This window comes from Pseudomonas sp. GL93 (assembly GCF_003408955.1).
Lineage (GTDB): Bacteria > Pseudomonadota > Gammaproteobacteria > Pseudomonadales > Pseudomonadaceae > Aquipseudomonas > Aquipseudomonas paracarnis.
On record NZ_NKRF01000057.1, the window covers coordinates 56,923 to 79,406 of the forward strand.

A 22,484-nucleotide genomic window follows, 5' to 3' on the forward strand; every position below is an offset into this window, starting at 1 on the left:
CTGCGATAGCGGTGTGTCAGTCACTGAAACATGGACTGTTACACCGCTATCGCAGGCAAGCCAGCTCCCACATTGATACCGTGTTGGCTGCTGAGTCAGCGGCTCTGGCGTTGTTGTAACAACAGGTTGCTAAACCCGGCGCCGGCCAATTGCTTTTGCGCCACGGTCAGCTGTTCGCGGTTGCTGAACGGCCCCACCAATACGCGATACCAGGTCGCGTCCTTCACCGTGCCGGACTCAACCGATACCGATTGGCCCAACAGAATGATCTGTGCGCGTACACGGTCCGCATCCGCCTGTTTCGGGAACGAGCCCGCTTGCAGGAAGAACTTGGTCACCGGCGCGGCCTTGGTGGCTGCCACTGGCGGTGCTGGCGGCGGCGTGATGCCGGCCAGCGCGGCCTGGGCGCGCGCCGTGTCGATTTTCGCCGCTTCCGCTGGGGTTACCGGCGTGGTTGGCACCTGAGGCGTCGGCAAGGTTTTTTCCGGCACGGCGTCAGGCGGCACGATCACTTCCGATTCCGGCAGCAGCGTGTAGAAGTCGTACTTGGGCTTTACCGGTGCAGTCGGGCTCGGTGCGGTCTTGTTGGCTTCGGCGATTTTAGTGGCCTTTTGCTGCTCCTGTTTGACGCGCTTGACGTCATCGCCCTGGCCGGGCTCCAGCTTCATCAGAAACACGATAAATGCGCCGACCGTAAGGCCGATGGCCATCCACAACCAACCCGGAATCGGTTGCTTCGCCGGGGCCTGGTAGCGGCTGGCGCCGCGCTTGGGGGCAGGTTTTTTCTTGGCAGCCAACTTACATACGCTCCAGAGTTTCCAGGCCCAAGAGTTCCAGGCCTTGCTTGAGGGTGCGTCCAGCCAATGCGGCAAGGCGCAGGCGACTTTGTTTCTGGGCTTCGTCGTCGGCGGTCAGGATCGGGCAGTTCTCGTAGAAGCTGGAGAACAGGCCGGCCACTTCGTACAAATAGGTGCACAGGATGTGCGGCGTGCCTTTTTCGCCAACGCTGTTGAGCACTTCGCCAAATTGCGCGAGCTTGGCCGCCAGTTCCTGTTCGTGGGCGGCGTCCAGCGCGATCTGGCCTTCGACTTCGCTGAAGTCCTTGCCCAGCTTGCGGAATACCCCGGCCACGCGAGTGTAGGCGTACAGCAGGTACGGCGCGGTGTTGCCTTCGAAGTTGAGCATCAGGTCGAAGTTGAAGCTGTAGTCGCTGGTGCGGTGCTTGGACAGGTCGGCATATTTCACCGCGCCAATGCCCACCACACGGGCGATATTACGCAGGTCGGCCTCGGCCAGCTCCGGGTTCTTTTCCTTCACCAGGTTGTAGGCACGTTCCTGGGCTTCGGTCAGCAGGTCGATCAGCTTCACGGTGCCGCCGTCACGGGTCTTGAACGGGCGGCCATCGGCGCCGTTCATGGTGCCGAAGCCCATGTGTTCCATGTGCATCGGGTGGGTGACAAAACCGGCGCGGCGCGCCACTTCGAACACCTGCTGGAAGTGCAGGGCCTGGCGCTGGTCGACGAAGTACAGCGCACGGTCAGCCTTGAGCACGCCACTGCGGTAACGCACGGCGGCCAGGTCAGTGGTGGCGTAGAGGTAGCCGCCATCGGCCTTGACGATGATCACCGGCAGCGGCTCGCCGTCGGCGGTCTTGAATTCTTCGAGGAACACGCACTGGGCGCCGTTGCTTTCGACCAGCAGGCCCTTGGCCTTGAGGTCGTTGACCACGTTGATCAGGTCGTCGTTATAGGCGCTTTCGCCCATCACGTCGGCCATGGTCAGCTTCACGTTGAGCAGCTCGTAGATTTCCTGGCAATGGGACAGGGAAATTTCACGGAAGCGGTTCCACAGCGCCAGGCACTCTTCGTCGCCGGCTTGCAGCTTGACCACCAGGCCCCTTGCGCGGTCGGCGAACTCTTCAGACTCGTCAAACCGCTTTTTGGCGGCGCGGTAGAAGTTTTCCAGGTCGGCCAGCTCGTTGCTGGTGATCGGGTTTTCCTGCAGATAGGCCATCAGCATGCCGAACTGGGTACCCCAGTCGCCCACGTGGTTCTGGCGGATCACGGTGTCGCCGAGGAATTCCAGCACCCGTGCCACGCCGTCGCCAATGATGGTGGAGCGCAGGTGGCCCACGTGCATTTCCTTGGCCAGGTTCGGCGCCGACAGGTCAATGACCACGCGCTGGCTGTCGCCGGCCTTGCGTGCACCGATGCGGGCATCGGCCAGGGCGGCATCCAGGCGCGACGCCAGGGCCTGGGTGTTCTGGAAGAAGTTGATAAAGCCTGGGCCGGCGATTTCGGCCTTGGTGACACTGGCGTCAGCCGGCAGCGCGGCGATGATTTTTTCTGCCAGGTCACGTGGCTTCATGCCGGCCGGCTTGGACAGCATCATCGCGATGTTGCTGGCGAAGTCGCCATGGGTCTTGTCGCGGGTGTTCTCCACCTGGATCGCCGGCGACAGGCCTTCAGGCAACACACCTTCGTTGACGAGTTGGGTGAGGGCTTGTTGGATCAGCTGGCGAATGGTGTCTTTCATGGTGTTCTCTTTCGACCGCAAGCGGCGGCGCGCGATGCGCAGGTGGAAAAACTGGGCATTATCCGTGGCGAGGGCGGGCTTGCCAACCGTTCCGGACCTGTGGAGCATTTTGTAGGAGCGAGCTTGCTCGCGAAAATCGTCAACGATAACGCGGGCTTCCTGATTTAACGCGGTGTTCTTGAGTTTTTCGCGAGCAAGCTCGCTCCTACAGTGGTGGGTGGATCAATACAAATCTACCGGGTCTACATCCAACGACCATCGCACCTGCCGACCGCTGGGCAGTTGCTCCAGCTCAAGCATCCAGCGACTTAATAGCCGATGCAGTGGCGCGCGGGAAGTTGCCTGCAAGAGTAGCTGAGCGCGATAACGCCCGGCGCGCCGCTCCATGGGCGCAGGCACCGGGCCGAGTAACTCGATACCACTGAGGGCCAGTTCGCCCAATAAACGTTCGGCGGCGCTGCAGGCTTCATCAAGAAAACCTTCGGCCTGCCCGGGCTTGTGGGCCTCGGCACGCAACAGCGCCAGGTGTGCAAAAGGCGGCAGGCCAGCGGCGCGGCGTTCGCTCAAGGCCTGCTCGGCAAAAGCAAAGTAGCCTTGCTCCGTCAGTTGAATCAGCAGCGGGTGGTCGGCCAGGTGCGTCTGGATAATCACCCGGCCTGGCTCTTCGGCCCGCCCGGCGCGTCCTGCCACCTGCACGATCAACTGCGCCATGCGTTCGCTGGCGCGAAAATCCCCGGAGAACAGCCCGCCATCGGCATCCAGGATCGACACCAGGGTCACCCGTGGGAAGTGATGCCCTTTGGCGAGCATCTGCGTGCCGATCAGAATGCACGGTTGGCCTTTCTGAATGGTGGCAAACAACTGGTTCATTGCATCTTTGCGCGACGTGCTGTCGCGATCGACCCGCAGCACCGGGTAATCCGGGAACAGAATGCCCAGGCGCTCTTCGGCGCGCTCGGTGCCGGCCCCTACCGGGCGCAGGTCGACCTTGCCGCACTGCGGGCAATGGCGTGGCACCCGCTCTACATGGCCGCAGTGATGGCAACGCAATTCGCCGTAGCGCTGGTGCACGGTCATGCGCGCATCGCAGCGCTCGCATTCGGACATCCAGCCGCAGTCATGGCACAGCAGTGTCGGCGCAAAGCCGCGGCGGTTGAGGAACACCAATACTTGCTGGCCCGCGGCGAGGGTCTGGCCGATGGCCTGTTGCATCGGACCGGAAATGCCGCTGTCCAACGGGCGGCTTTTCACGTCCAGGCGCAGGAAGCGCGGTTGTTTGGCGCCGCCAGCACGCTCGTTCAGGCGCAGCAGCCCGTAACGGCCGGTGTAGGCGTTGTGCAGGCTTTCCAGGGAGGGCGTGGCCGAGCCCAGCACAATCGGGATGTCTTCCTGGCGTGCGCGCACCAGTGCCAGGTCGCGGGCGTGGTAACGCAGGCCTTCCTGCTGTTTATAGGAGCCGTCGTGCTCCTCGTCGATGATGATCAGCCCGGGGTTTTTCATCGGGGTGAACAGCGCCGAACGGGTGCCGATAATGATGTCGGCCTCGCCGTCCCGCGCTGCGAGCCACGACTCCAGGCGCTCACGGTCATTGACCGCGGAGTGCACCAGGGCGATGCGCGCGTTGAAGCGCTGCTCGAAACGCGCCAGAGTCTGCGGGCCCAGGTTGATCTCCGGAATCAGCACCAGTGCCTGCTTACCGGCCTGCAGGGTTTCGCGGATCAGTTGCAAATAGACTTCGGTCTTGCCGCTGCCGGTGACGCCGGCCAGCAGGAAGGCGTGGAAACTGTCGAAACCGGCGCGAATCGCCTCATACGCGGCGCGTTGCTCGGGGTTCAGCGGCAACTCCGGCTGGGCCAGCCAGTGTTCGTGGCGCGGGTCCGGGGCGTGCTTGCGGATTTCCACCTGCACCAAGCCCTTGGCCAGCAGCAGGTCGAGGCTGTCTTTGCTCAGCATCAGTTTGCTTAATAGCTGATGGGCCACGCCGTGGGGGTGCTGTGCCAAGGTGGCCAGGGCCTCACACTGGCGCGGGGCGCGGGCGATGCGCGGGTCATCGAGACGTGCGCCGGGCACCATCGACCAGAAACGCTCCTGGCGCGCTTCGGCCAGTTCGCCCTGGCGCAGCAGCACCGGCAGCGCCCAGCTGAAGGTATCCCCCAGGCTGTGTTGGTAATATTGCGCGGTCCACAGGCACAGCTTGAACAGCGCGGGCGGCAGCGGCGGCGTGGCGTCGAGCAGGGCAATTGCCGGCTTGAGCTTTTCGGCGGGCACTTCGCTGTGGGCGGTAACTTCCACCAGAATGCCGATCATTTCCCGGCGCCCGAACGGCACGCGCACGCGCATGCCCGGCTGCAACTGCGCACGCGACACGCCGGGCGGGGCCCGGTAATCGAACAGGCGGCGCAGGGGCGAGGGCAGGGCTAGGCGCAAAATGGCGTCGGGCACGCGAGGAGTCTCATCGATAAAGGCAAGCGGTGGCGCAGGGGCGCGAGCCTAGCAGACCAGGGGTGTCCCGTCTCCAGTACTGGGATCGGATCTCCAGAACGGCTCAGCCTCCTCTGGGAGCTGGCTTGCCTGCGAAAGCGCTAGTGCCGTAACAGATGCAGTGACTGACACAGCGCTTTCGCGGGTAAGCCCGGCTCCCACATGGACGGCATAGAGCCAGGAGTTTCTGATGAAAGGGAGTTTTCGGCCATTACCGCCGCTTGCGCGATTAAAAAGGTCTGGTAGAATCCGCGGCCTAATTACGTGCGGTATTCGACAATAGTGTCGAGTGGCGGCACGCTAGCCTGAGGAAGTGCCATGAAAGCCGATATCCATCCAGCGTACGAAACCATCCAAGTCACCTGCAGCTGCGGCAACAAGTTCGAAACTCGTTCGAACCTGTGCAAGCCACTGGGTACTGACGTATGCAACGAGTGCCACCCGTTCTACACCGGTAAGCAGAAAACTCTGGACACCGGCGGCCGCGTACAGCGCTTCGCAGATCGCTTTGGTGCTTTCGGCAAGAAGCCTGCTACTCCAGCAGAGTAAGGTTCAAGAGCCTTATGGGCTTTTACCTGCTGTTGAAAAAGGCGTCCCTTGTGGGCGCCTTTTTTGTGCCTGGGATTTGGCTGGCGACCGCTCAGGCCGATGCATTCTGCCCCTCGCCGGTAGCCATCGCCCGCGTTGAGGTGCAGCGTGTGGTGGATGGCGACACGGTGCGCCTCAAGGACGGTCGCAGCGTGCGCATGATCGGCCTCAACGCGCCGGAAACCGGCAAGAAGGGCCGCCCAGACGAGCCATTTGCCGTCGCCGCGCGCCAGCGTCTGCAGGCGTTGGTAAAGGCTAGCGATGGGCGTGTCGGCCTGGTGCCGGGGCGTGAAGGCAAAGATCATTACGGGCGCACCCTGGCTCACCTTTACGGCGCCAATGGCGAGAACCTGGAGGCGCAACTGCTGGCCGAGGGCTTGGGGTACCAAGTGGGCGTGGCGCCGAATGTTGACCTGGTTGCCTGCCAGCAGGCGGCCGAAAACAGCGCCCGCCATGCACGGCTTGGTCTGTGGCGCCAATCGCCGGTGCAAAGTGTGGCGAAGCTCAAGCGCTCCGGGTTTGCGCTGGTGACCGGCCAGGTCAGCAAGGTCGAGCGTAATCGCGGCGGAATCTGGATTGAACTGCAGGGTTCACTGGTATTACGCATTGCCCCTCAGCTGATCAGCCAGTTCGATACGGCCATGCTCGATGGTCTACAAGGCCGCACCCTTGAGGCGCGCGGTTGGGTGCAGGATCGTGCCCGCCGTGGCGGCCTGAAAAAAGGCCAAGCACGCTGGCTGTTGCCAATAACCGATCCCGGCATGCTGAAATCGGCGCTTTGAATAAAAAATTGTAGACATTTTTTATTTCGATTGTGAACAGTTGAGCCCTTGTATCCCGTGGCTCTTGGCCAAAAGTCGTAGCCCAGGGCCCTTGACACCTGTGACTGCCCAGTCTTGTAGGGACTTTACGACACGCGTATCCTCGGCGGTCCGTCGACCAACAGTAAAAGCGGAATGCCGATATGTCTGATTTGAAAACTGCCGCTCTCGAATACCATGCCAATCCTCGTCCAGGAAAGCTGAGTGTAGAGCTCACCAAAGCCACTGCCACTGCCCGCGACCTGTCGCTGGCCTACAGCCCTGGTGTTGCCGAACCCGTACGTGAAATCGCCCGTGACCCAGAGCTGGCGTACAAGTACACCGGCAAAGGCAACCTGGTTGCAGTGATTTCCGATGGCACCGCGATTCTTGGCCTGGGTAACCTCGGCCCATTGGCTTCCAAGCCAGTCATGGAAGGCAAGGGCGTGCTGTTCAAGCGCTTTGCCGGTATCGACGTTTTCGACATCGAAGTCGATTCCGAAAGCCCGCAGGCGTTCATCGACACCGTCAAGCGCATTTCCATCACATTCGGTGGCATCAACCTGGAAGACATCAAGGCGCCTGAGTGCTTCGAGATCGAAAAGGCCCTGATCGAGCAGTGCGACATTCCGGTATTCCACGATGACCAGCACGGCACCGCGATCGTTACCGCAGCCGGCATGATCAACGCCCTGGAAATTGCTGGCAAAACCCTGGGAGAGGCGAAGATCGTCTGCCTGGGCGCCGGTGCTGCGGCCATTTCCTGCATGAAGCTGATCATCAGCATGGGCGCTAAGCTGGAAAACATCTATATGGTCGACAGCAAGGGCGTGATCCAGTCCGAGCGTACCGATCTGAACCAGTACAAGGCGATGTTTGCCCATCCGTCCTCCAAGCGCACCCTGGCTGACGCCCTCGACGGTGCGGACGTGTTCGTTGGCCTGTCCGGCCCGAACCTGCTGAGCGCTGAAGGCCTCAAATCCATGGCGCCGAACCCTATCGTGTTCGCCTGCTCGAACCCGGATCCGGAAATCTCTCCTGAGCTGGCCCACGCCACTCGCAGCGACGTGATCATGGCCACCGGCCGTTCGGACTACCCGAACCAGGTCAACAACGTATTGGGCTTCCCGTTCATCTTCCGTGGTGCCCTGGACGTTCGCGCCAAGCGCATCAACGAAGAAATGAAAGTGGCTGCCGCCAACGCCCTGCGTGAACTGGCCAAGCTGCCGGTACCTCAGGACGTGTGCGACGCCTACGGTGGCGCCAAGCTGGAGTTCGGTCGTGAGTACATCATTCCAAAACCAATGGACAAGCGCCTGATCACCCTGATCTCCGATGCCGTGGCCAAGGCCGCTATCGAGACTGGCGTGGCTACCCTGCCGTATCCAAAGAACTACCCGCTGCAGAGCGTGGATGATGTGTTCAACGGCTAAGCCGTTATAGCGCACCAACAAAAAGCCCCGGCTGAGTGATCAGTCGGGGCTTTTTTGTGGCTGGCAATTCACGAGCGCCTGTGCAGGTCCACCCTATGTAGGAGCGAGCTTGCTCGCGAAAAAACGTCAACGATAACGCGTACTTCCTGAATGAACGCGGCGCCTGTGAATTTTTCGCGAGCAAGCTCGCTCCTACAAAAAGCCTTCACTGACTGGCATTAGGACTTGCTCCAGGCCGCAAAGCCGTCAGAACAGGTCGATCGGCGCGCCTTCATCCGCTGGTAGTGGGCTGCCCGGCACTGCGCCGTTGCCCAGTTCGTTGACCGACGGCGGTGTGTCTTCGCTCTTGAACAGCTCGAAGTACGCATTCGGCGTGCTCGGCGAGGCCGCACGGCCACTGATCGGGTCGATGCGCAGGCTGAGGATGCCTTCCGGCTCCGGCTGGGTGTGCAGCGGCTTGTCCTTGAGGGCGGCGCCCATGTAACTCATCCAGATCGGCAGGGCGACGGTGCCACCGAATTCACGGCGGCCCAGGCTTTCCGGTTGGTCATAGCCGGTCCACACGGTGGTCACGTAGTCGCCGTTGTAGCCAGAGAACCAGGCGTCCTTGGACTCGTTGGTGGTACCGGTCTTGCCAGCGATATCCGCACGGCCCAGGGCCAATGCGCGGCGGCCGGTGCCCTTCTTGATCACGTCTTGCAGGATGCTGTTGAGGATGTAGGTAGTACGGCCATCCACAATGCGCTCGGCAACCGCTGGCGCTTGCGGTTCGGCCGGTGCGCTGGCGTTTGCGGCCGACGGCGTGCCTGGCGTCGGCTCGATGGTAATACCGTCGTTAGCCGGGGCCGCGAGACCGTCGGTTGCGGCCACGCCATTGACCACATCACCCGGTACCCGTGGGGGGTTGGCAGTGAACAGGGTGTCGCCATTGCGGCTTTCGATCTTGTCGATCAGGTAAGGCGCGATCTTGTAGCCGCCGTTGGCAAAGGTGCTCCAGCCGGTGGCGATTTCCATCGGCGTGAGGGTTGCGGTGCCCAGGGCCAGGGACAGGTTCGGCGGCAGGTCCGACTTGGCGAAGCCAAAGCGCGTCATGTAGTCGATGGTCTTGCCTACGCCCATCGCCTGCAGCAGGCGGATCGACACCAGGTTGCGCGACTTGTACAGCGCCTCGCGGATGCGGATCGGGCCAAGGAACGTGTTGGTGTCATTCTTCGGACGCCAGACCTTGTCCAGGTATTCATCGACAAACACGATTGGCGCGTCGTTGACCAGGCTGGCGGCGGTGTAGCCGTTGTCCAGCGCGGCACTGTAGACAAACGGCTTGAAGCTGGAGCCCGGCTGGCGCTTGGCCTGGGTGGCGCGGTTATAGTTGCTCTGCTCAAAGGCAAAACCGCCGACCAGCGCGCGGATCGCACCGTTCTGCGGGTCCAGGGACACCAGGGCGCCCTGGGCGATCGGCACCTGGCTGAATTTGAGGCTGTCATCCTTCTGGCGTTGCACGCGGATCAAATCACCCACCTGGGCTACGTCGGATGGCTGCTTGGGCATCGGGCCCATGCTGTTGGTGTTCAGGAACGGGCGTGCCCACTTCATGCTGTCCCAAGCTACATGGGCTTCGCCAGAGCGGGTCAGCACTTGGATACCGTCTTTCGATACCTGGGTAACGATGGCCGGATCCAGGCCGCTGATCGAGCGCTGTTTGCCCAATTCGGTGGTCCAGGCACTCAGGGTCTTGCCCGGCAGGCGCGACTCGGGACCACGGTAGCCGTGACGCTGGTCATAAGTGATCAGGCCTTCATGTACCGAATGGTTGGCGATTTCCTGCAAGTTGCTCGGTACCGTCGTGGTCACTCGGAAACCTTCGGTGTAGGCCTCGCTGCCATAACGACCAACCATCTCGGCGCGGGCCATTTCAGCGATATAGGGCGCATTCACTTCCGGCGTCGGCACGTGATAGCTGGCGTTCAGCGGCTCGGCCACGGCGCTTTCATAAGCGGCCTGGTCGATCTTGCCCAGCTTGTACATGCGGCCCAGGATCCAGTCGCGGCGTTCTTTGCTGCGCGCCGGGTTGGCCAGCGGGTTGAAGCGCGAAGGTGCCTTGGGCAGGCCAGCAATCATGGCCATCTGCGCCAGGCTGGCGTCACGAATCGACTTGCCGTAGTAGACCTGGGACGCGGCCTCGATGCCGTAGGCGCGGTTGCCCAAGTAGATTTTGTTGACGTACAGCTCGAGGATTTCATCCTTGGTCAGCTGGCGTTCGATCTGCAGTGCCAGCAGGATTTCGGTGGCCTTGCGGGAAAAGCTGCGCTCGCTGGTGAGGAAGAAGTTCTTCGCCACCTGCATGGTGATGGTGCTGCCGCCCGATTGAATGTGTCCGCTTTTTACCAACTGCGTGGCTGCACGCACCAGGCTGCTGGGGTCTACGCCGTAGTGGTTGGCGAAATTATCGTCTTCGGCAGACAGCAAAGCGCTGATGAAATTGGGTGGAATGTCGGCGAAACGGATCGGTGTACGGCGCATTTCGCCGAACTCCGCGATCAACTTGTCATCGCTGCTGTAGACCCGCAAAGGAATCTGCAACTGGATACTTCTGAGGGCCTCTACGGAGGGCAAACCCGGACTAAGGTAGAGGTAGGCCCCGCTGAATACGAGCAGCAGCCCGCAGACGATGGCGACAATGGAGTACCCGAAAAACTTCAGCAGACGAATCAAGGCTTTTGGATTTCCAGAGAAAAGAAAGAGTTACGCGTCGGGGCATGCATGGCAAACGATGGATCGACCCGGGCAGCAGATAAAAAGCGGGAAAAAACGCTGGGCATTAAAGCATTTTTCGGCTTAGGGCGTCATTCGCGAGCCTTGAACAAGCCGACCGAATGCAAGGTGCCTGGCAGCAATCAGGCGAGATGACAGCCGGTATGACAGGGAAAGTTTTGGGGAGTTTTATGGGAAAGGGATTTTTCAGGCGAAAAGTCGACACGGTGTTGGGGGTCGATATCAATGACAGCGGCATCAAGCTGATCGAACTGGGCCGTTCATCCGGCGGTTTCAGCGTCCAGGGCTACGCCACACAAGTGCTGGCGCCCCACGCGATGGTCGACGGCACCCTGCTGGACCTTGAGGGTGTGGGCCGGGCGCTGCAACAGGCGCTCTCGCGCTTGGGTTCCTCGGCCCGGTACGCCGCCGTGGCGGTTGCAGGCCCTTCGGTGATTACCCGGTTGATCGAAATGGACGCGGGTCTGAGCGATGAGGAAATGGCCTGGAAGATCCAGATGGAAGCCGACCAGTTCATCCCTTATCCATTGGATGAAGTGGCCATCGACTTTCAGGTTCAAGGGCCATCGGCTCAAGGCCCACAGTGGGTGGAGGTGATGCTGGTGGCGTGCCTGCGCGAGCAGGTCGAAGCGCGCGAGGCGGTTTTGGCCCTGGCGGGGCTGGTGCCGCGGGGGGTCGATGTAGAAGGGTTTGCATTGCAGCGCGCTTGCCTTCAGGATTTTGCCAGCTTCACGCCGGGTCATAGAGTCGATGGTGCACAATGGGCCTTGGAGGCCCAAGGGATGGGAGTGGCTTGCGGGCTGGCCCTGAGGAGTTTCGCTGGATGACACGAATCAATCTTTTGCCTTGGCGCCAGGCCCTGGCGGAGCGCAGGCGCAAATACCTGTTGGTGCTATTGCTGGCGTTTGCCTGCGTGGCGCTCGCGGCACTGTGGTTGGCTGATCAAGTGATCGACCAGGCGATAGACCGGCAGGTAAGCCGCAACAGCCGCCTGGAAGAGCACATCGCCACCCAGGACTCGCGGATCAGGACCATTGACGATTTGCAGGAGCGAAGCCAGCAACTGGCCGAACGCATGAAGGTGGTTCAGGACCTGCACGATGCCCGCTCTTCCGGGGCCCGATTGTTCGAGCAATTGGCTCGCGCGGTGCCTGAAGGTGTCCATCTGCATGAGGTGGTTGCGAACGGCGACACCATCAGCATTCGCGGCACGGCTGAAAGCAACCAGGATATCGCCCGTTTGATGCAGCAGCTCAAGCCAACCCACGGTTCCAGTTCAACCCGTCTGCAGCGCGTGCAGGCCGAAGGTGCGCGCGGCGAAAGTGAATTTCAGCTGATGGTGCGCCAGGGAGAATCCAGCGAGGCGCAGCCGTGAGCCTGCCCAGGCTCGATTTTTCCACGCTCTCTTACAACGCTGCTAAATGGTCCCTGCCGGGCAAGGTGCTGCTTGGCTGTGCGCTGGCCGGCCTAGTGCTGGTGATAGGCGAGGTTTCGCATGGGGGGCCGCAGCGGGAGCAATTGCACGGGCTTGAGGCGCGGGAGCAGGCGCTGCAGCAGCAACTCACAGAAAAGACCGGCCTGGCCGCGAGCCTTGAGCTGCGCACCCGGCAGGTCCGGAGCATGGAAGGCCAGATTGCCAGCCTTCTAGGGCAATTACCCGGCGAGTCCGAGGTGCCTGCCGTGTTGGAAGACATCGCCCGGCTGGCGGCTGCCCATGGGGTGTGGGTCGAAGGCATCACCGTGCTGGATGAAGCGCCTCGGCAGCTTTATATCGAACAACCCATGCAGGTAAGCGCCTCCGGGGCTTACCACGACCTGGCGACGTTTGTCAGTGCCTTGGGTGGGTTGCCTCGGGTAGTCACCGTGCAGGACGTTACGCTTGGGCATCAGGGCGCCTTGTTACGTCTGAACATGCTCGCCAAGACCTATCGCAGCACCCTGCAAAACGGCAAGGCCCGTCAGGTGCTCGACCCAGGGCCGCTGTTTGTCTACGAGCCCTCGTCCTTGCGCGACCCGTTCACGCCGCCCGCCTTGCAGGCAGCCCACGTTCCGGGCCGCCCGGCCCTTGCCCCGGATTTCACCCGGCCACGGGGACTGTTGGAGGGTATGCGTCTCGAACAGTTCGAAATGGTCGGCACGTTGTCCCGTGGTGCGCAGGCCTTTGCCTTACTGCGGGCTGGGGCCAGGGTGTATCGGCTGGCGGTGGGTGATTATTTGGGGCCGGACCATGGCCAGGTCACGGCCATTCAAGACGCTGCTGTCGAGCTGGTCGAGCTGTTTCCCGATGGACAGGGTGCCTGGCTGGAGCGCCCGCGAACCCTTGTGCTGAACGTCAACTCATAACGGAATCAAACAATGAAAAGGACCTTCTTGTCCTTCGGTGTGGCGCTATGGATAGCGTTCACGGCACCGATGGCTGCTGCTGTGCCCAATCGCCTGGACCTGATCCAACTGCCGCCGCCCGACAGTGCCTTGTCGGTCAGCTATACAGGCGCCAAACTGACTCTGAACTTCCAGGACATCGACCTGCGCGCGGTATTGCAGCAAATCGCTGATGTCGCTGGGCTCAACCTGGTGACCAGCGATGAGGTGCAGGGCTCGATCACCTTGCGGCTCAAGGATGTGCCGTGGGACCAGGCGCTGGACCTGGTGTTGCAAACCAAGGGCTTGGACAAGCGAGTCAAGGCGGGTGTGTTGCTGGTGGCGCCCGCCGATGAATTGGCTGCCCGAGAGCTGTTGATGCTGGAGTCGCGCAAGCAGATGGCTGAGCTCGCGCCCTTGCGGCGGGAGCTGCTGCAGGTCAATTACGCCAAGGCCGCCGACCTGGCCAAGCTGTTTCAGTCGGTGACCGGCTTTGAGGGCGCCACCGATGAGCGCGGTTCGGTGGCGGTGGATGACCGCACCAACAACATCATCGCCTACCAGACTGGCGAGCGGCTCGAAGAGCTGCGGCGCATCGTGGCGCAGCTGGATATCCCGGTACGCCAGGTCATGATCGAGGCGCGGATTGTGGAGGCCAATGTCGACTACGACAAAAGCCTGGGCGTGCGCTGGGGTGGACGGCTTACCCGTGGCAACGGCGGCGTTGGCGGTATTGCCAAGCCGCAGGCAGACGGCGCCGAGCCGCCGCAAAACCCGCCCAGCTCACCCTTTGTCGACTTGGGGTCGCTGGCCGGAACCTCGGGCCTGGGGATCGCCTACATCACCGACAACCTGTTGCTGGACCTTGAGCTGACCGCCATGGAAAAAACTGGCAACGGCGAGATCGTCTCGCAGCCCAAGGTCGTCACCTCCGACAAAGAGACTGCACGCATCCTCAAGGGCACGGAGATTCCTTACCAGGAATCCACCTCCCAGGGTGCCACCTCGGTGTCGTTCAAAGAGGCTTCGCTGTCGCTTGAAGTCACGCCGCAAATCACCCCCGACGACCATGTGATCATGGCGGTCAAGGTCACCAAGGATGAGCCCGACTACCTGAACCGCCTCAATGACGTGCCGCCGATCAAGAAAAACGAGGTCAACGCCAAGGTTCTGGTCAGGGATGGCGAGACCATCGTCATTGGCGGGGTTTTCTCCAACACCCAAAGCAAAGTGGTAGATAAAGTGCCATTTTTGGGCGATGTGCCGTATCTTGGCCGCCTTTTCCGGCGCGATGTGCTGGCGGAGAAAAAATCCGAGCTGCTGGTATTCCTGACTCCGCGTATCATGAATAACCAGGCGATTGCTGTGAGTCGTTGATTCTGTGCGAAATTTGATTCTTGTAGGGCCGATGGGGGCTGGAAAAAGCACCATCGGCCGTTTGCTGGCCAAAGAGCTGCGCCTGCCGTTCAAAGATTCCGACAAGGAAATTGAATTGCGCACGGGTGCCAATATCCCATGGATCTTCGATAAAGAAGGCGAGCTGGGCTTCCGTGACCGCGAGCAGGCGATGATTGCCGAGCTGTGCGGTTGCGATGGCGTGGTATTAGCAACCGGTGGTGGCGCTGTCATGCGCGATGAAAACCGTCGGGCGCTGCATGCCGGTGGTCGGGTGGTGTATTTGCACGCGTCGGTCGAGCAGCAGGTGGGCCGTACCGCCCGTGATCGCAATCGCCCGTTGCTGCGCACCGCCGACCCGGCCAAAACCCTGCGGGACCTGCTGGCGCTGCGCGATCCGCTGTATCGGGAAATCGCCGATCTGGTGGTGGAAACCGATGAACGGCCACCTCGGATGGTCGTGCTCGACATCCTTGAGCGCCTGCAACGGTTGCCACCCCGTTAAAGCCTGGCCAGAAATGCGCTATTCTCGGCGGCGCGCCATCACCCTGTAAGGTATGGCGTAGAGCCACCAGGTGGTGTCGAGATATCGACAGTGCCGGTCGTCAATACATCTTCAACGCGGGGACACATGCAGACACTTAAGGTCGATCTAGGCGAGCGCAGCTACCCGATCCACATTGGCGCAGGTCTGTTGGACCAGCCCGAACTGCTTGCGCCGCATATTGCCGGCCGACAGGTGGCGATCATCTCCAACGAAACGGTCGCGCCGCTGTATCTTGAGCGTTTGAGCCGCAGCCTGGCGGCGTACTCGGTGATCTCCGTGGTGTTGCCTGACGGCGAAGCCCACAAAAACTGGGAAACCCTGCAACTGATCTTTGATGGCCTGCTGACCGCACGCCATGACCGTCGAACCACTGTGGTCGCCCTGGGCGGCGGGGTGATTGGCGACATGGCCGGTTTTGCCGCGGCCTGCTACCAGCGCGGCGTGGATTTCATCCAGGTGCCGACCACCTTGCTGTCCCAGGTCGATTCGTCGGTGGGCGGCAAGACCGGTATCAACCACCCGCTGGGCAAGAACATGGTCGGCGCGTTCTACCAGCCTCAGGCTGTGCTTATCGACACCGCTACCCTCAATACCTTGCCGCCGCGCGAGCTGTCGGCGGGCCTGGCGGAAGTCATCAAGTACGGCCTGATTTGCGATGAGCCGTTCCTGACCTGGCTGGAAGAACATATGGACGCCTTGCGCGGCCTCGACCAGGTGGCGCTTACCGAGGCGATTTCCCGCTCATGCGCGGCCAAGGCGCTGGTAGTCAATGCCGACGAGCGCGAGTCCGGTGTGCGGGCCACGCTGAACCTGGGCCACACCTTCGGCCATGCGATCGAAACGCACATGGGCTATGGTGTGTGGTTGCATGGGGAAGCCGTAGCGGCTGGCACGGTAATGGCATTGGACATGTCGCAGCGCTTGGGCTGGATCAGCGCCCAAGAGCGTGATCGCGGTATCCGCCTGTTCCAGCGCGCCGGTTTGCCGGTTGTTCCGCCCGCGGAGATGACCGAGGCGGATTTCCTTGAACATATGGCGATAGACAAGAAAGTGATCGACGGTCGACTTCGACTGGTACTGCTGCGCCACATGGGCGAAGCCGTGGTGACCGACGATTATCCAAAAGAGATTCTACAGGCCACGCTGGGAGCGGATTACCGCGCCCTGGCCCAGCTCAAAGGTTAATAAGACCCGATGACTAGTTTGCATGCCGACGAGGCGTTCCTCGGCCATTACCACTTGAGCCACGACCCCTTTGCTCCACGGGTGCCGGGTTTCAAATTCTTCCCCGCCCAGCGCAAGCCGGTACTAGGGCAGTTGCATCACCTCGCGCGCTACAGCCAGTTGCTGCTGGTGGTCACCGGCCCTCTGGGCAGCGGCAAGACCTTGCTGCGCCAGGCGCTGGTGGCCAGCACCAACAAGCAATCGGTGCAGAGCGTGGTGGTATCGGCCCGCGGTGCCGGTGATGCGGCCGGCGTACTGCGTCAGGTAGCGCAGGCGTTGGACGTCTCTAATGCTGAGCCGAACGCGATTCTCAAGCAGGTGGTGCAACTGGGCTTGACCGGCCAGGAAGTCTACCTGCTGGTAGACGATGCCGAGCAGCTCGACGAATCCGCCTTGGAAGCCCTGCTGGCGCTGGCGGCGGGTACGCCGGAAGGTCGCCCGCATGTGTTCCTGTTCGGTGAGTCGTCGCTGATCGCCGATCTGGAGCAGATCAGTGGTGAGCAGGAGCTGTTCCACGTCATCGAGTTGCAGCCGTACGAAGAGGAAGAAACCCGCGAATACCTGGCGCAACGTCTTGAAGGAGCCGGGGCGGGTATCGAACTTTTCACCGCTGCGCAGATCTCTGATATTCACGAAAGCTCCGATGGCTGGCCTGGAAACATCAACCAGGTTGCCCGCGATGCCATGATCGAAGCCATGATTGCCAGCCGCTCTGCGGTCAAGCGTCCAAAGATGGGGTTCACTATGCCTAAGAAGCACGTATTGGCTATTTCCGCCGTTGTCGTGGTCGCTGTTGCCGCCGCCTGGTTGATCCCGGGCCGCAACAAAGCACCGACAACCACCGGCGCGCCAACCGAACAGGCGCAGTTGCCACTGGGCAAGCCCACGCCAAACGTCGAGTTTGCCAACTCCGGCCAACCGACCAACCTGCCGATGGTCGGCCAACCTGTGATGCGCGGCCCGCTGGCCGAAGAAGCCGGTGGCATCTCCGAAGGCGACGACGGCGTGCCGGTGGAAGGCTCCAGCGCCACGCCGCCGACCGTGACCACCACCGCGCCACCTGCAGGCGTACCGGCCGGTGTGCCAGCGACGCCGGTTGCTCCGGTCGCCAAGCCAGCTCCGACTCCGGCGCCGACCGTTGCCACCGCCAAGCCTGCTCCGGTGACCAAGCCTGTCGCCCCGACGCCAGCCGCCAAACCAGCCCCGGCCGCCAAGCCTGCGGAAAAACCAGCCGCCACCGTTGCCAAGGCCGGCGCTGCTGGCAGCAGCTGGTACAGCAGCCAGCCTACCGGTAACTTTGTGGTGCAAATCCTCGGCACCAGCTCCGAAGCCAACGCCCAGGCGTTCGTCAAGGAGCAGGGCGGCCAGTACCGTTATTTCAAGAAAGTGCTCAACGGCAAGCCTCTCTACGTGATCACATACGGCAGCTTCCCAAGCCGCGCCGCAGCCGATTCTGCCATCAAAGCCTTGCCAGCGAAGGTTCAGGCTGGTAAACCTTGGCCTCGCACTGTTGCCAGCGTTCAACAAGAACTGGCAGCAACTCGCTGAAGATCCGGCGGCCTTACCCAGGCCGCCCTCCCGGCACCTCAAAAAAATCCGCAAGTGCGTGCAGTCTCCCGAGACCGCGCGCTTTGTGGTGTCTGCGTCACAGTGGCTTTTGAGTCGTAGCGGTCAGAATTAAAAAAGTTTTGACTAGCACAGCATGTCGCTTTAAACCTTTCATAAATGCGACATAGATTTTCGACATTTCGTCGCTAAATTTGTGAGCGTCTGTGTCGGTGTGTACAATGACCTCCCTTTTGCCCCCGCTAAGCCGGCGTACGTTCGGCGTGGAAGGTAACCGGTTGAATTGAAAAGAAATTTGCCTCGATATAAGAGGCAGCCTGGTGAGAAAGTGTCTATGAAAGCAGGTCTGTACCAACCCGATGAATTCAAGGATAACTGCGGTTTCGGCCTGATAGCCCACATGCAGGGCGAACCCAGTCATACCCTTTTGCAAACGGCCATCGAGGCCCTGACCTGCATGACCCACCGCGGTGGGATCAACGCCGACGGCAAGACCGGTGACGGCTGTGGCTTGCTGATTCAAAAGCCCGACCAGTTCCTGCGCGCTGTCGCCAAAGAGCAATTTGCGGTTGAACTGCCCAAGCAGTACGCCGTGGGTATGGTGTTTTTCAACCAGGACCCGGTAAAAGCCGAAGCCGCTCGCGAGAACATGAACCGCGAGATCGCCGCCGCCGGCCTGCAGATCGTCGGCTGGCGCAAAGTGCCCATCGACACCAGCGTACTCGGCCGCCTGGCCCTGGAGCGCCTGCCGCAGATCGAACAAGTGTTCATCGCAGGCGATGGCCTGAGCGACCAGGACATGGCGATCAAGCTGTTCACGTCCCGTCGTCGTTCGTCGGTGCTCAACGCCGCCGACACCGACCATTACATCTGCAGCTTTTCCCACAAGACCATCATTTATAAAGGCCTGATGATGCCGGCGGACCTCACCGCCTTCTATCCAGACCTGAGCGATGAGCGCCTGCAAACCGCAATCTGCGTGTTCCACCAGCGCTTCTCCACCAATACCCTGCCGAAATGGCCGCTGGCCCAGCCATTCCGCTTCCTCGCCCACAACGGCGAGATCAACACCATCACTGGCAACCGCAACTGGGCCCAGGCCCGTCGCACCAAGTTCGCCAACGACTTGATGGACCTGGAAGAGCTCGGCCCGCTGGTCAATCGTGTGGGTTCCGACTCTTCCAGCATGGACAACATGCTCGAACTGATGGTCACCGGCGGCATCGACCTGTTCCGTGGCGTGCGCATGATCATTCCGCCAGCGTGGCAGAACGTCGAAACCATGGACCCGGATCTGCGTGCGTTCTACGAGTACAACTCGATGCACATGGAACCGTGGGACGGCCCGGCCGGCGTGGTCATGACCGACGGCCGCTACGCGGTGTGCCTGCTCGACCGTAACGGCTTGCGCCCGGCGCGTTGGGTGACCACCACCAACGGTTTCATCACCCTCGCCTCGGAAATCGGCGTGTGGGACTACAAACCAGAAGATGTGATCGCCAAAGGCCGTGTCGGCCCTGGCCAGATCCTGGCCGTGGACACCGAGACCGGGCAGATCCTCGACACCGACGCCATCGACAACCGTTTGAAGTCGCGTCACCCGTACAAGCAATGGCTGCGCAAGAACGCCCTGCGTATCCAGGCGACCATGGAAGACAACGACCACGGTTCGGCTTTCTATGACGTCGACCAGCTCAAGCAGTACATGAAGATGTACCAGGTCACGTTCGAAGAGCGCGACCAAGTGCTGCGCCCGCTCGGTGAGCAAGGCTACGAGGCCGTCGGCTCCATGGGCGATGACACGCCAATGGCCGTGTTGTCCCAGCGCGTGCGCACGCCGTACGACTACTTCCGCCAGCAGTTCGCCCAGGTGACCAACCCACCGATCGACCCGCTGCGTGAAGCCATCGTGATGTCCCTGGAAGTGTGCCTCGGTGCCGAGCGCAACATTTTCCAGGAATCGCCTGAGCATGCGTCCCGCGTGATTCTTAGCTCGCCGGTCATTTCCCCGGCCAAATGGCGCTCGCTGATGACCCTGGAGCGTCCAGGCTTCGACCGTCAGATCATCGACCTGAACTACGACGAGAGCCTCGGCCTTGAAGCCGCGGTGCGTAACGTCGCTGACCAGGCTGAAGAAGCTGTGCGGGCCGGTCGTACCCAGATCGTCCTCACCGACCGCCACATTGCGCCTGGCAAGTTGCCGATCCACGCGTCCCTGGCGACCGGTGCGGTGCACCATCGCCTGACCGAAAAAGGCCTGCGCTGCGACTCCAACATCCTCGTGGAAACCGCCACTGCCCGAGACCCGCATCACTTTGCGGTGCTGATCGGTTTCGGCGCTTCGGCGGTGTACCCGTTCCTCGCGTATGAAGTGCTGGGTGACCTGATCCGTACCGGTGAAGTGCTGGGCGACCTCTATGAGGTGTTCAAGAACTACCGCAAGGGCATCACCAAGGGCCTGCTGAAGATCCTGTCGAAGATGGGTATCTCTACGGTCACCTCGTACCGTGGTGCTCAGTTGTTCGAAGCCATCGGCCTGTCCGAAGAAGTCTGCGAGCTGAGTTTCCGTGGCGTACCGAGCCGCATCAAGGGTGCGCGTTTCGTCGACATCGAAGCCGAGCAAAAAGCCCTGGCCTTGGAGGCCTGGAGCGCGCGCAAGCCGATCCAGCAAGGTGGCCTGCTCAAGTTCGTGCACGGTGGCGAATACCACGCGTACAACCCGGACGTGGTCAACACCCTGCAAGCCGCCGTGCAGCAGGGCGACTACGCGAAATTCAAGGAATACACGAGCCTGGTGGATAACCGCCCGGTGTCGATGATCCGCGACCTGTTCAAGGTGAAGACCCTGGACACGCCGATGGACATCAGCCAGGTCGAGCCGCTGGAGTCGATCCTCAAGCGCTTCGACTCTGCCGGTATTTCCCTGGGCGCCTTGTCGCCGGAAGCTCACGAAGCCCTGGCCGAAGCCATGAATCGCCTGGGTGCGCGTTCCAACTCCGGCGAAGGCGGTGAGGACCCAGCGCGCTACGGCACGCTCAAAAGCTCGAAGATCAAGCAGGTGGCCACCGGCCGTTTCGGTGTGACCCCGGAGTACCTGGTGAATGCCGAGGTGCTGCAGATCAAGGTGGCCCAAGGCGCCAAGCCGGGTGAGGGGGGGCAACTGCCAGGCGGCAAGGTCAACGGTTTGATCGCCAAGCTGCGTTACGCCGTACCGGGCGTGACCCTGATTTCGCCACCGCCGCACCATGACATCTACTCGATTGAAGACTTGTCGCAGCTGATCTTCGACCTCAAACAAGTCAACCCGCAGGCCCTGGTCTCGGTGAAACTGGTGGCAGAAGCCGGCGTCGGCACCATTGCCGCCGGTGTGGCCAAGGCCTATGCCGACCTGATCACCATCTCCGGCTACGATGGCGGCACCGGCGCTTCGCCGCTGACCTCGATCAAGTACGCTGGCGCACCCTGGGAACTCGGCCTGGCCGAAACCCACCAGACCCTGCGCGGCAACGACCTGCGCGGCAAGGTGCGAGTACAGACCGACGGCGGCCTGAAAACCGGCCTCGATGTGATCAAGGCCGCGATCCTCGGCGCCGAAAGCTTCGGCTTCGGCACTGCGCCCATGATCGCCCTGGGCTGCAAATACCTGCGTATCTGCCACCTGAACAACTGCGCTACCGGCGTAGCGACTCAGAACGAAAAACTGCGCAAGGATCACTACATCGGCACCGTCGACATGGTGGTGAATTTCTTCACCTACGTCGCCGAAGAAACCCGTGAGTGGCTGGCCAAGCTGGGCGTACGTTCGCTGGAAGAGCTGATCGGTCGCACCGACCTGTTGGACATCCTCGAAGGCCAGACCGCCAAGCAACAACATCTGGACCTCACGCCGCTGTTGGGCAGCGATCACATCCCGGCAGACAAGCCACAATTCTGCCAGGTGGACCGCAACCCACCGTTCGACAAAGGCCTGCTGGCCGAGAAAATGGTCGAAATGGCCGGCTCCTCGATCAACGACGCCAGCGGTGGCGAATTCGCGCTGGATATCTGCAACTGCGACCGTTCCATCGGCGCTCGCATCTCCGGCGAAATCGCGCGCAAGCACGGCAACCAGGGCATGGCGAAAGCGCCGATTACCTTCCGCTTCAAGGGCACTGCGGGCCAGAGCTTCGGCGTGTGGAACGCCGGTGGCCTGCACATGTACCTGGAAGGCGACGCCAACGACTACGTGGGCAAGGGCATGACCGGCGGCAAGCTGGTCATCGTTCCGCCGGCTGGCAGCGTGTACAAGACCCAGGACAGTGCCATCATCGGCAACACCTGCTTGTACGGCGCCACCGGTGGCAAGCTGTTTGCCGCAGGTACCGCCGGTGAGCGTTTCGCCGTGCGTAACTCCGGTGCCCACACCGTGGTGGAAGGCACGGGCGATCACTGCTGCGAGTACATGACCGGAGGCTTTGTCGCGGTACTGGGCAAGACCGGTTACAACTTCGGTTCGGGCATGACCGGCGGTTTCGCCTACGTGCTTGACCAGGACAACACCTTCGTCGACAAGGTCAACCACGAGTTGGTCGAGATCCAGCGCATCAGCGGCGAAGCCATGGAATCCTACCGGAACCACTTGCAGCACGTGCTGGACGAGTACGTCGAGGAAACCGGCAGCGAATGGGGTCGCAACCTCGCCGAAAACCTCGATGATTACCTGCGTCGTTTCTGGCTGGTCAAACCCAAGGCTGCCAACCTGAAATCGTTGCTTTCCAGCATCCGTGCCAACCCGCAGTGATA

Annotated in this window: 16 protein-coding genes; 12 read left to right on the top strand and 4 right to left on the bottom strand. The window is 61.5% G+C overall.

The window, feature by feature from the left end; genetic code table 11:
* Positions 1-95 precede the first annotated feature (95 nt).
* Both CER19_RS09180 and argS read right to left on the bottom strand, forming a co-directional pair.
* On the bottom strand, positions 96-797 hold the full coding sequence (locus CER19_RS09180; RefSeq protein ID WP_003187899.1) for an SPOR domain-containing protein: 702 nt from the start codon (positions 795-797) through the stop codon (positions 96-98).
* A gap of 1 nt (position 798) precedes the next feature.
* On the bottom strand, positions 799-2,535 hold the full coding sequence (gene argS / locus CER19_RS09185; RefSeq protein WP_019817938.1) for an arginine--tRNA ligase: 1,737 nt from the start codon (positions 2,533-2,535) through the stop codon (positions 799-801).
* Here argS and CER19_RS28575 point away from each other — a divergent pair.
* Complete coding sequence (locus tag CER19_RS28575) at positions 2,503-2,703, top strand: hypothetical protein (RefSeq protein WP_133298323.1); 201 nt, start codon at positions 2,503-2,505, stop codon at positions 2,701-2,703. The two genes, argS and CER19_RS28575, sit on opposite strands and share 33 nt — an antisense overlap.
* A gap of 54 nt (positions 2,704-2,757) precedes the next feature.
* Here the strand turns inward: CER19_RS28575 and CER19_RS09190 are convergent, their stop codons facing one another.
* Positions 2,758-4,977 carry a primosomal protein N' gene (locus CER19_RS09190; protein WP_116666190.1) on the bottom strand — a complete coding sequence of 740 codons (2,220 nt, stop codon included), beginning with the start codon at positions 4,975-4,977 and terminating at the stop codon, positions 2,758-2,760.
* Between the two features lie 357 nt (positions 4,978-5,334).
* Between CER19_RS09190 and rpmE the strand changes: the two genes are divergently transcribed.
* The 3 genes from rpmE to CER19_RS09205 all read left to right on the top strand — a co-directional run bounded on the left by rpmE (position 5,335) and on the right by CER19_RS09205 (position 7,837).
* Positions 5,335-5,565: a 50S ribosomal protein L31 gene (gene rpmE / locus CER19_RS09195; protein WP_014716575.1), complete on the top strand. Its 231-nt coding sequence runs from the start codon at positions 5,335-5,337 to the stop codon at positions 5,563-5,565.
* A 14-nt stretch (positions 5,566-5,579) separates the two neighbouring features.
* Entirely contained in the window at positions 5,580-6,386 is an 807-nt protein-coding gene (locus CER19_RS09200; protein ID WP_116666191.1) for a thermonuclease family protein, read from the top strand.
* A gap of 182 nt (positions 6,387-6,568) precedes the next feature.
* A complete protein-coding gene (locus CER19_RS09205; RefSeq protein WP_014716577.1) occupies positions 6,569-7,837 on the top strand; it encodes a malic enzyme-like NAD(P)-binding protein in 1,269 nt (422 codons plus the stop codon).
* Between the two features lie 246 nt (positions 7,838-8,083).
* Here the strand turns inward: CER19_RS09205 and CER19_RS09210 are convergent, their stop codons facing one another.
* Positions 8,084-10,546: a penicillin-binding protein 1A gene (locus CER19_RS09210; RefSeq protein ID WP_371921541.1), complete on the bottom strand. Its 2,463-nt coding sequence runs from the start codon at positions 10,544-10,546 to the stop codon at positions 8,084-8,086.
* A gap of 233 nt (positions 10,547-10,779) precedes the next feature.
* Between CER19_RS09210 and pilM the strand changes: the two genes are divergently transcribed.
* The 8 genes from pilM to gltB all read left to right on the top strand — a co-directional run bounded on the left by pilM (position 10,780) and on the right by gltB (position 22,482).
* Positions 10,780-11,436, top strand: coding sequence for a type IV pilus assembly protein PilM (gene pilM / locus CER19_RS09215; RefSeq protein WP_165861619.1), 657 nt, complete (start codon positions 10,780-10,782; stop codon positions 11,434-11,436).
* Positions 11,433-11,984 (top strand): PilN domain-containing protein, encoded by a 552-nt coding sequence (locus tag CER19_RS09220; protein WP_073524717.1) that lies wholly within the window; start codon positions 11,433-11,435, stop codon positions 11,982-11,984. Before pilM ends, CER19_RS09220 begins: the two co-directional genes overlap by 4 nt.
* Complete coding sequence (locus CER19_RS09225; protein WP_116666194.1) at positions 11,981-12,952, top strand: pilus assembly protein PilP; 972 nt, start codon at positions 11,981-11,983, stop codon at positions 12,950-12,952. The genes CER19_RS09220 and CER19_RS09225 overlap by 4 nt, the downstream gene beginning before the upstream one ends.
* 69 nt (positions 12,953-13,021) lie before the next feature.
* Positions 13,022-14,347 (top strand): type IV pilus secretin PilQ, encoded by a 1,326-nt coding sequence (locus tag CER19_RS09230; protein ID WP_116666195.1) that lies wholly within the window; start codon positions 13,022-13,024, stop codon positions 14,345-14,347.
* Positions 14,348-14,351: 4 nt separating this feature from the next.
* Entirely contained in the window at positions 14,352-14,870 is a 519-nt protein-coding gene (gene aroK / locus CER19_RS09235; protein WP_003187914.1) for a shikimate kinase AroK, read from the top strand.
* Between the two features lie 126 nt (positions 14,871-14,996).
* Complete coding sequence (gene aroB / locus CER19_RS09240) at positions 14,997-16,097, top strand: 3-dehydroquinate synthase (protein ID WP_069556714.1); 1,101 nt, start codon at positions 14,997-14,999, stop codon at positions 16,095-16,097.
* Positions 16,098-16,106: 9 nt separating this feature from the next.
* Positions 16,107-17,684 carry an SPOR domain-containing protein gene (locus tag CER19_RS09245; protein WP_116666196.1) on the top strand — a complete coding sequence of 526 codons (1,578 nt, stop codon included), beginning with the start codon at positions 16,107-16,109 and terminating at the stop codon, positions 17,682-17,684.
* A 352-nt stretch (positions 17,685-18,036) separates the two neighbouring features.
* Entirely contained in the window at positions 18,037-22,482 is a 4,446-nt protein-coding gene (gltB, locus tag CER19_RS09255) for a glutamate synthase large subunit (RefSeq protein ID WP_003187919.1), read from the top strand.
* The last annotated feature ends 2 nt before the right edge of the window (positions 22,483-22,484 follow it).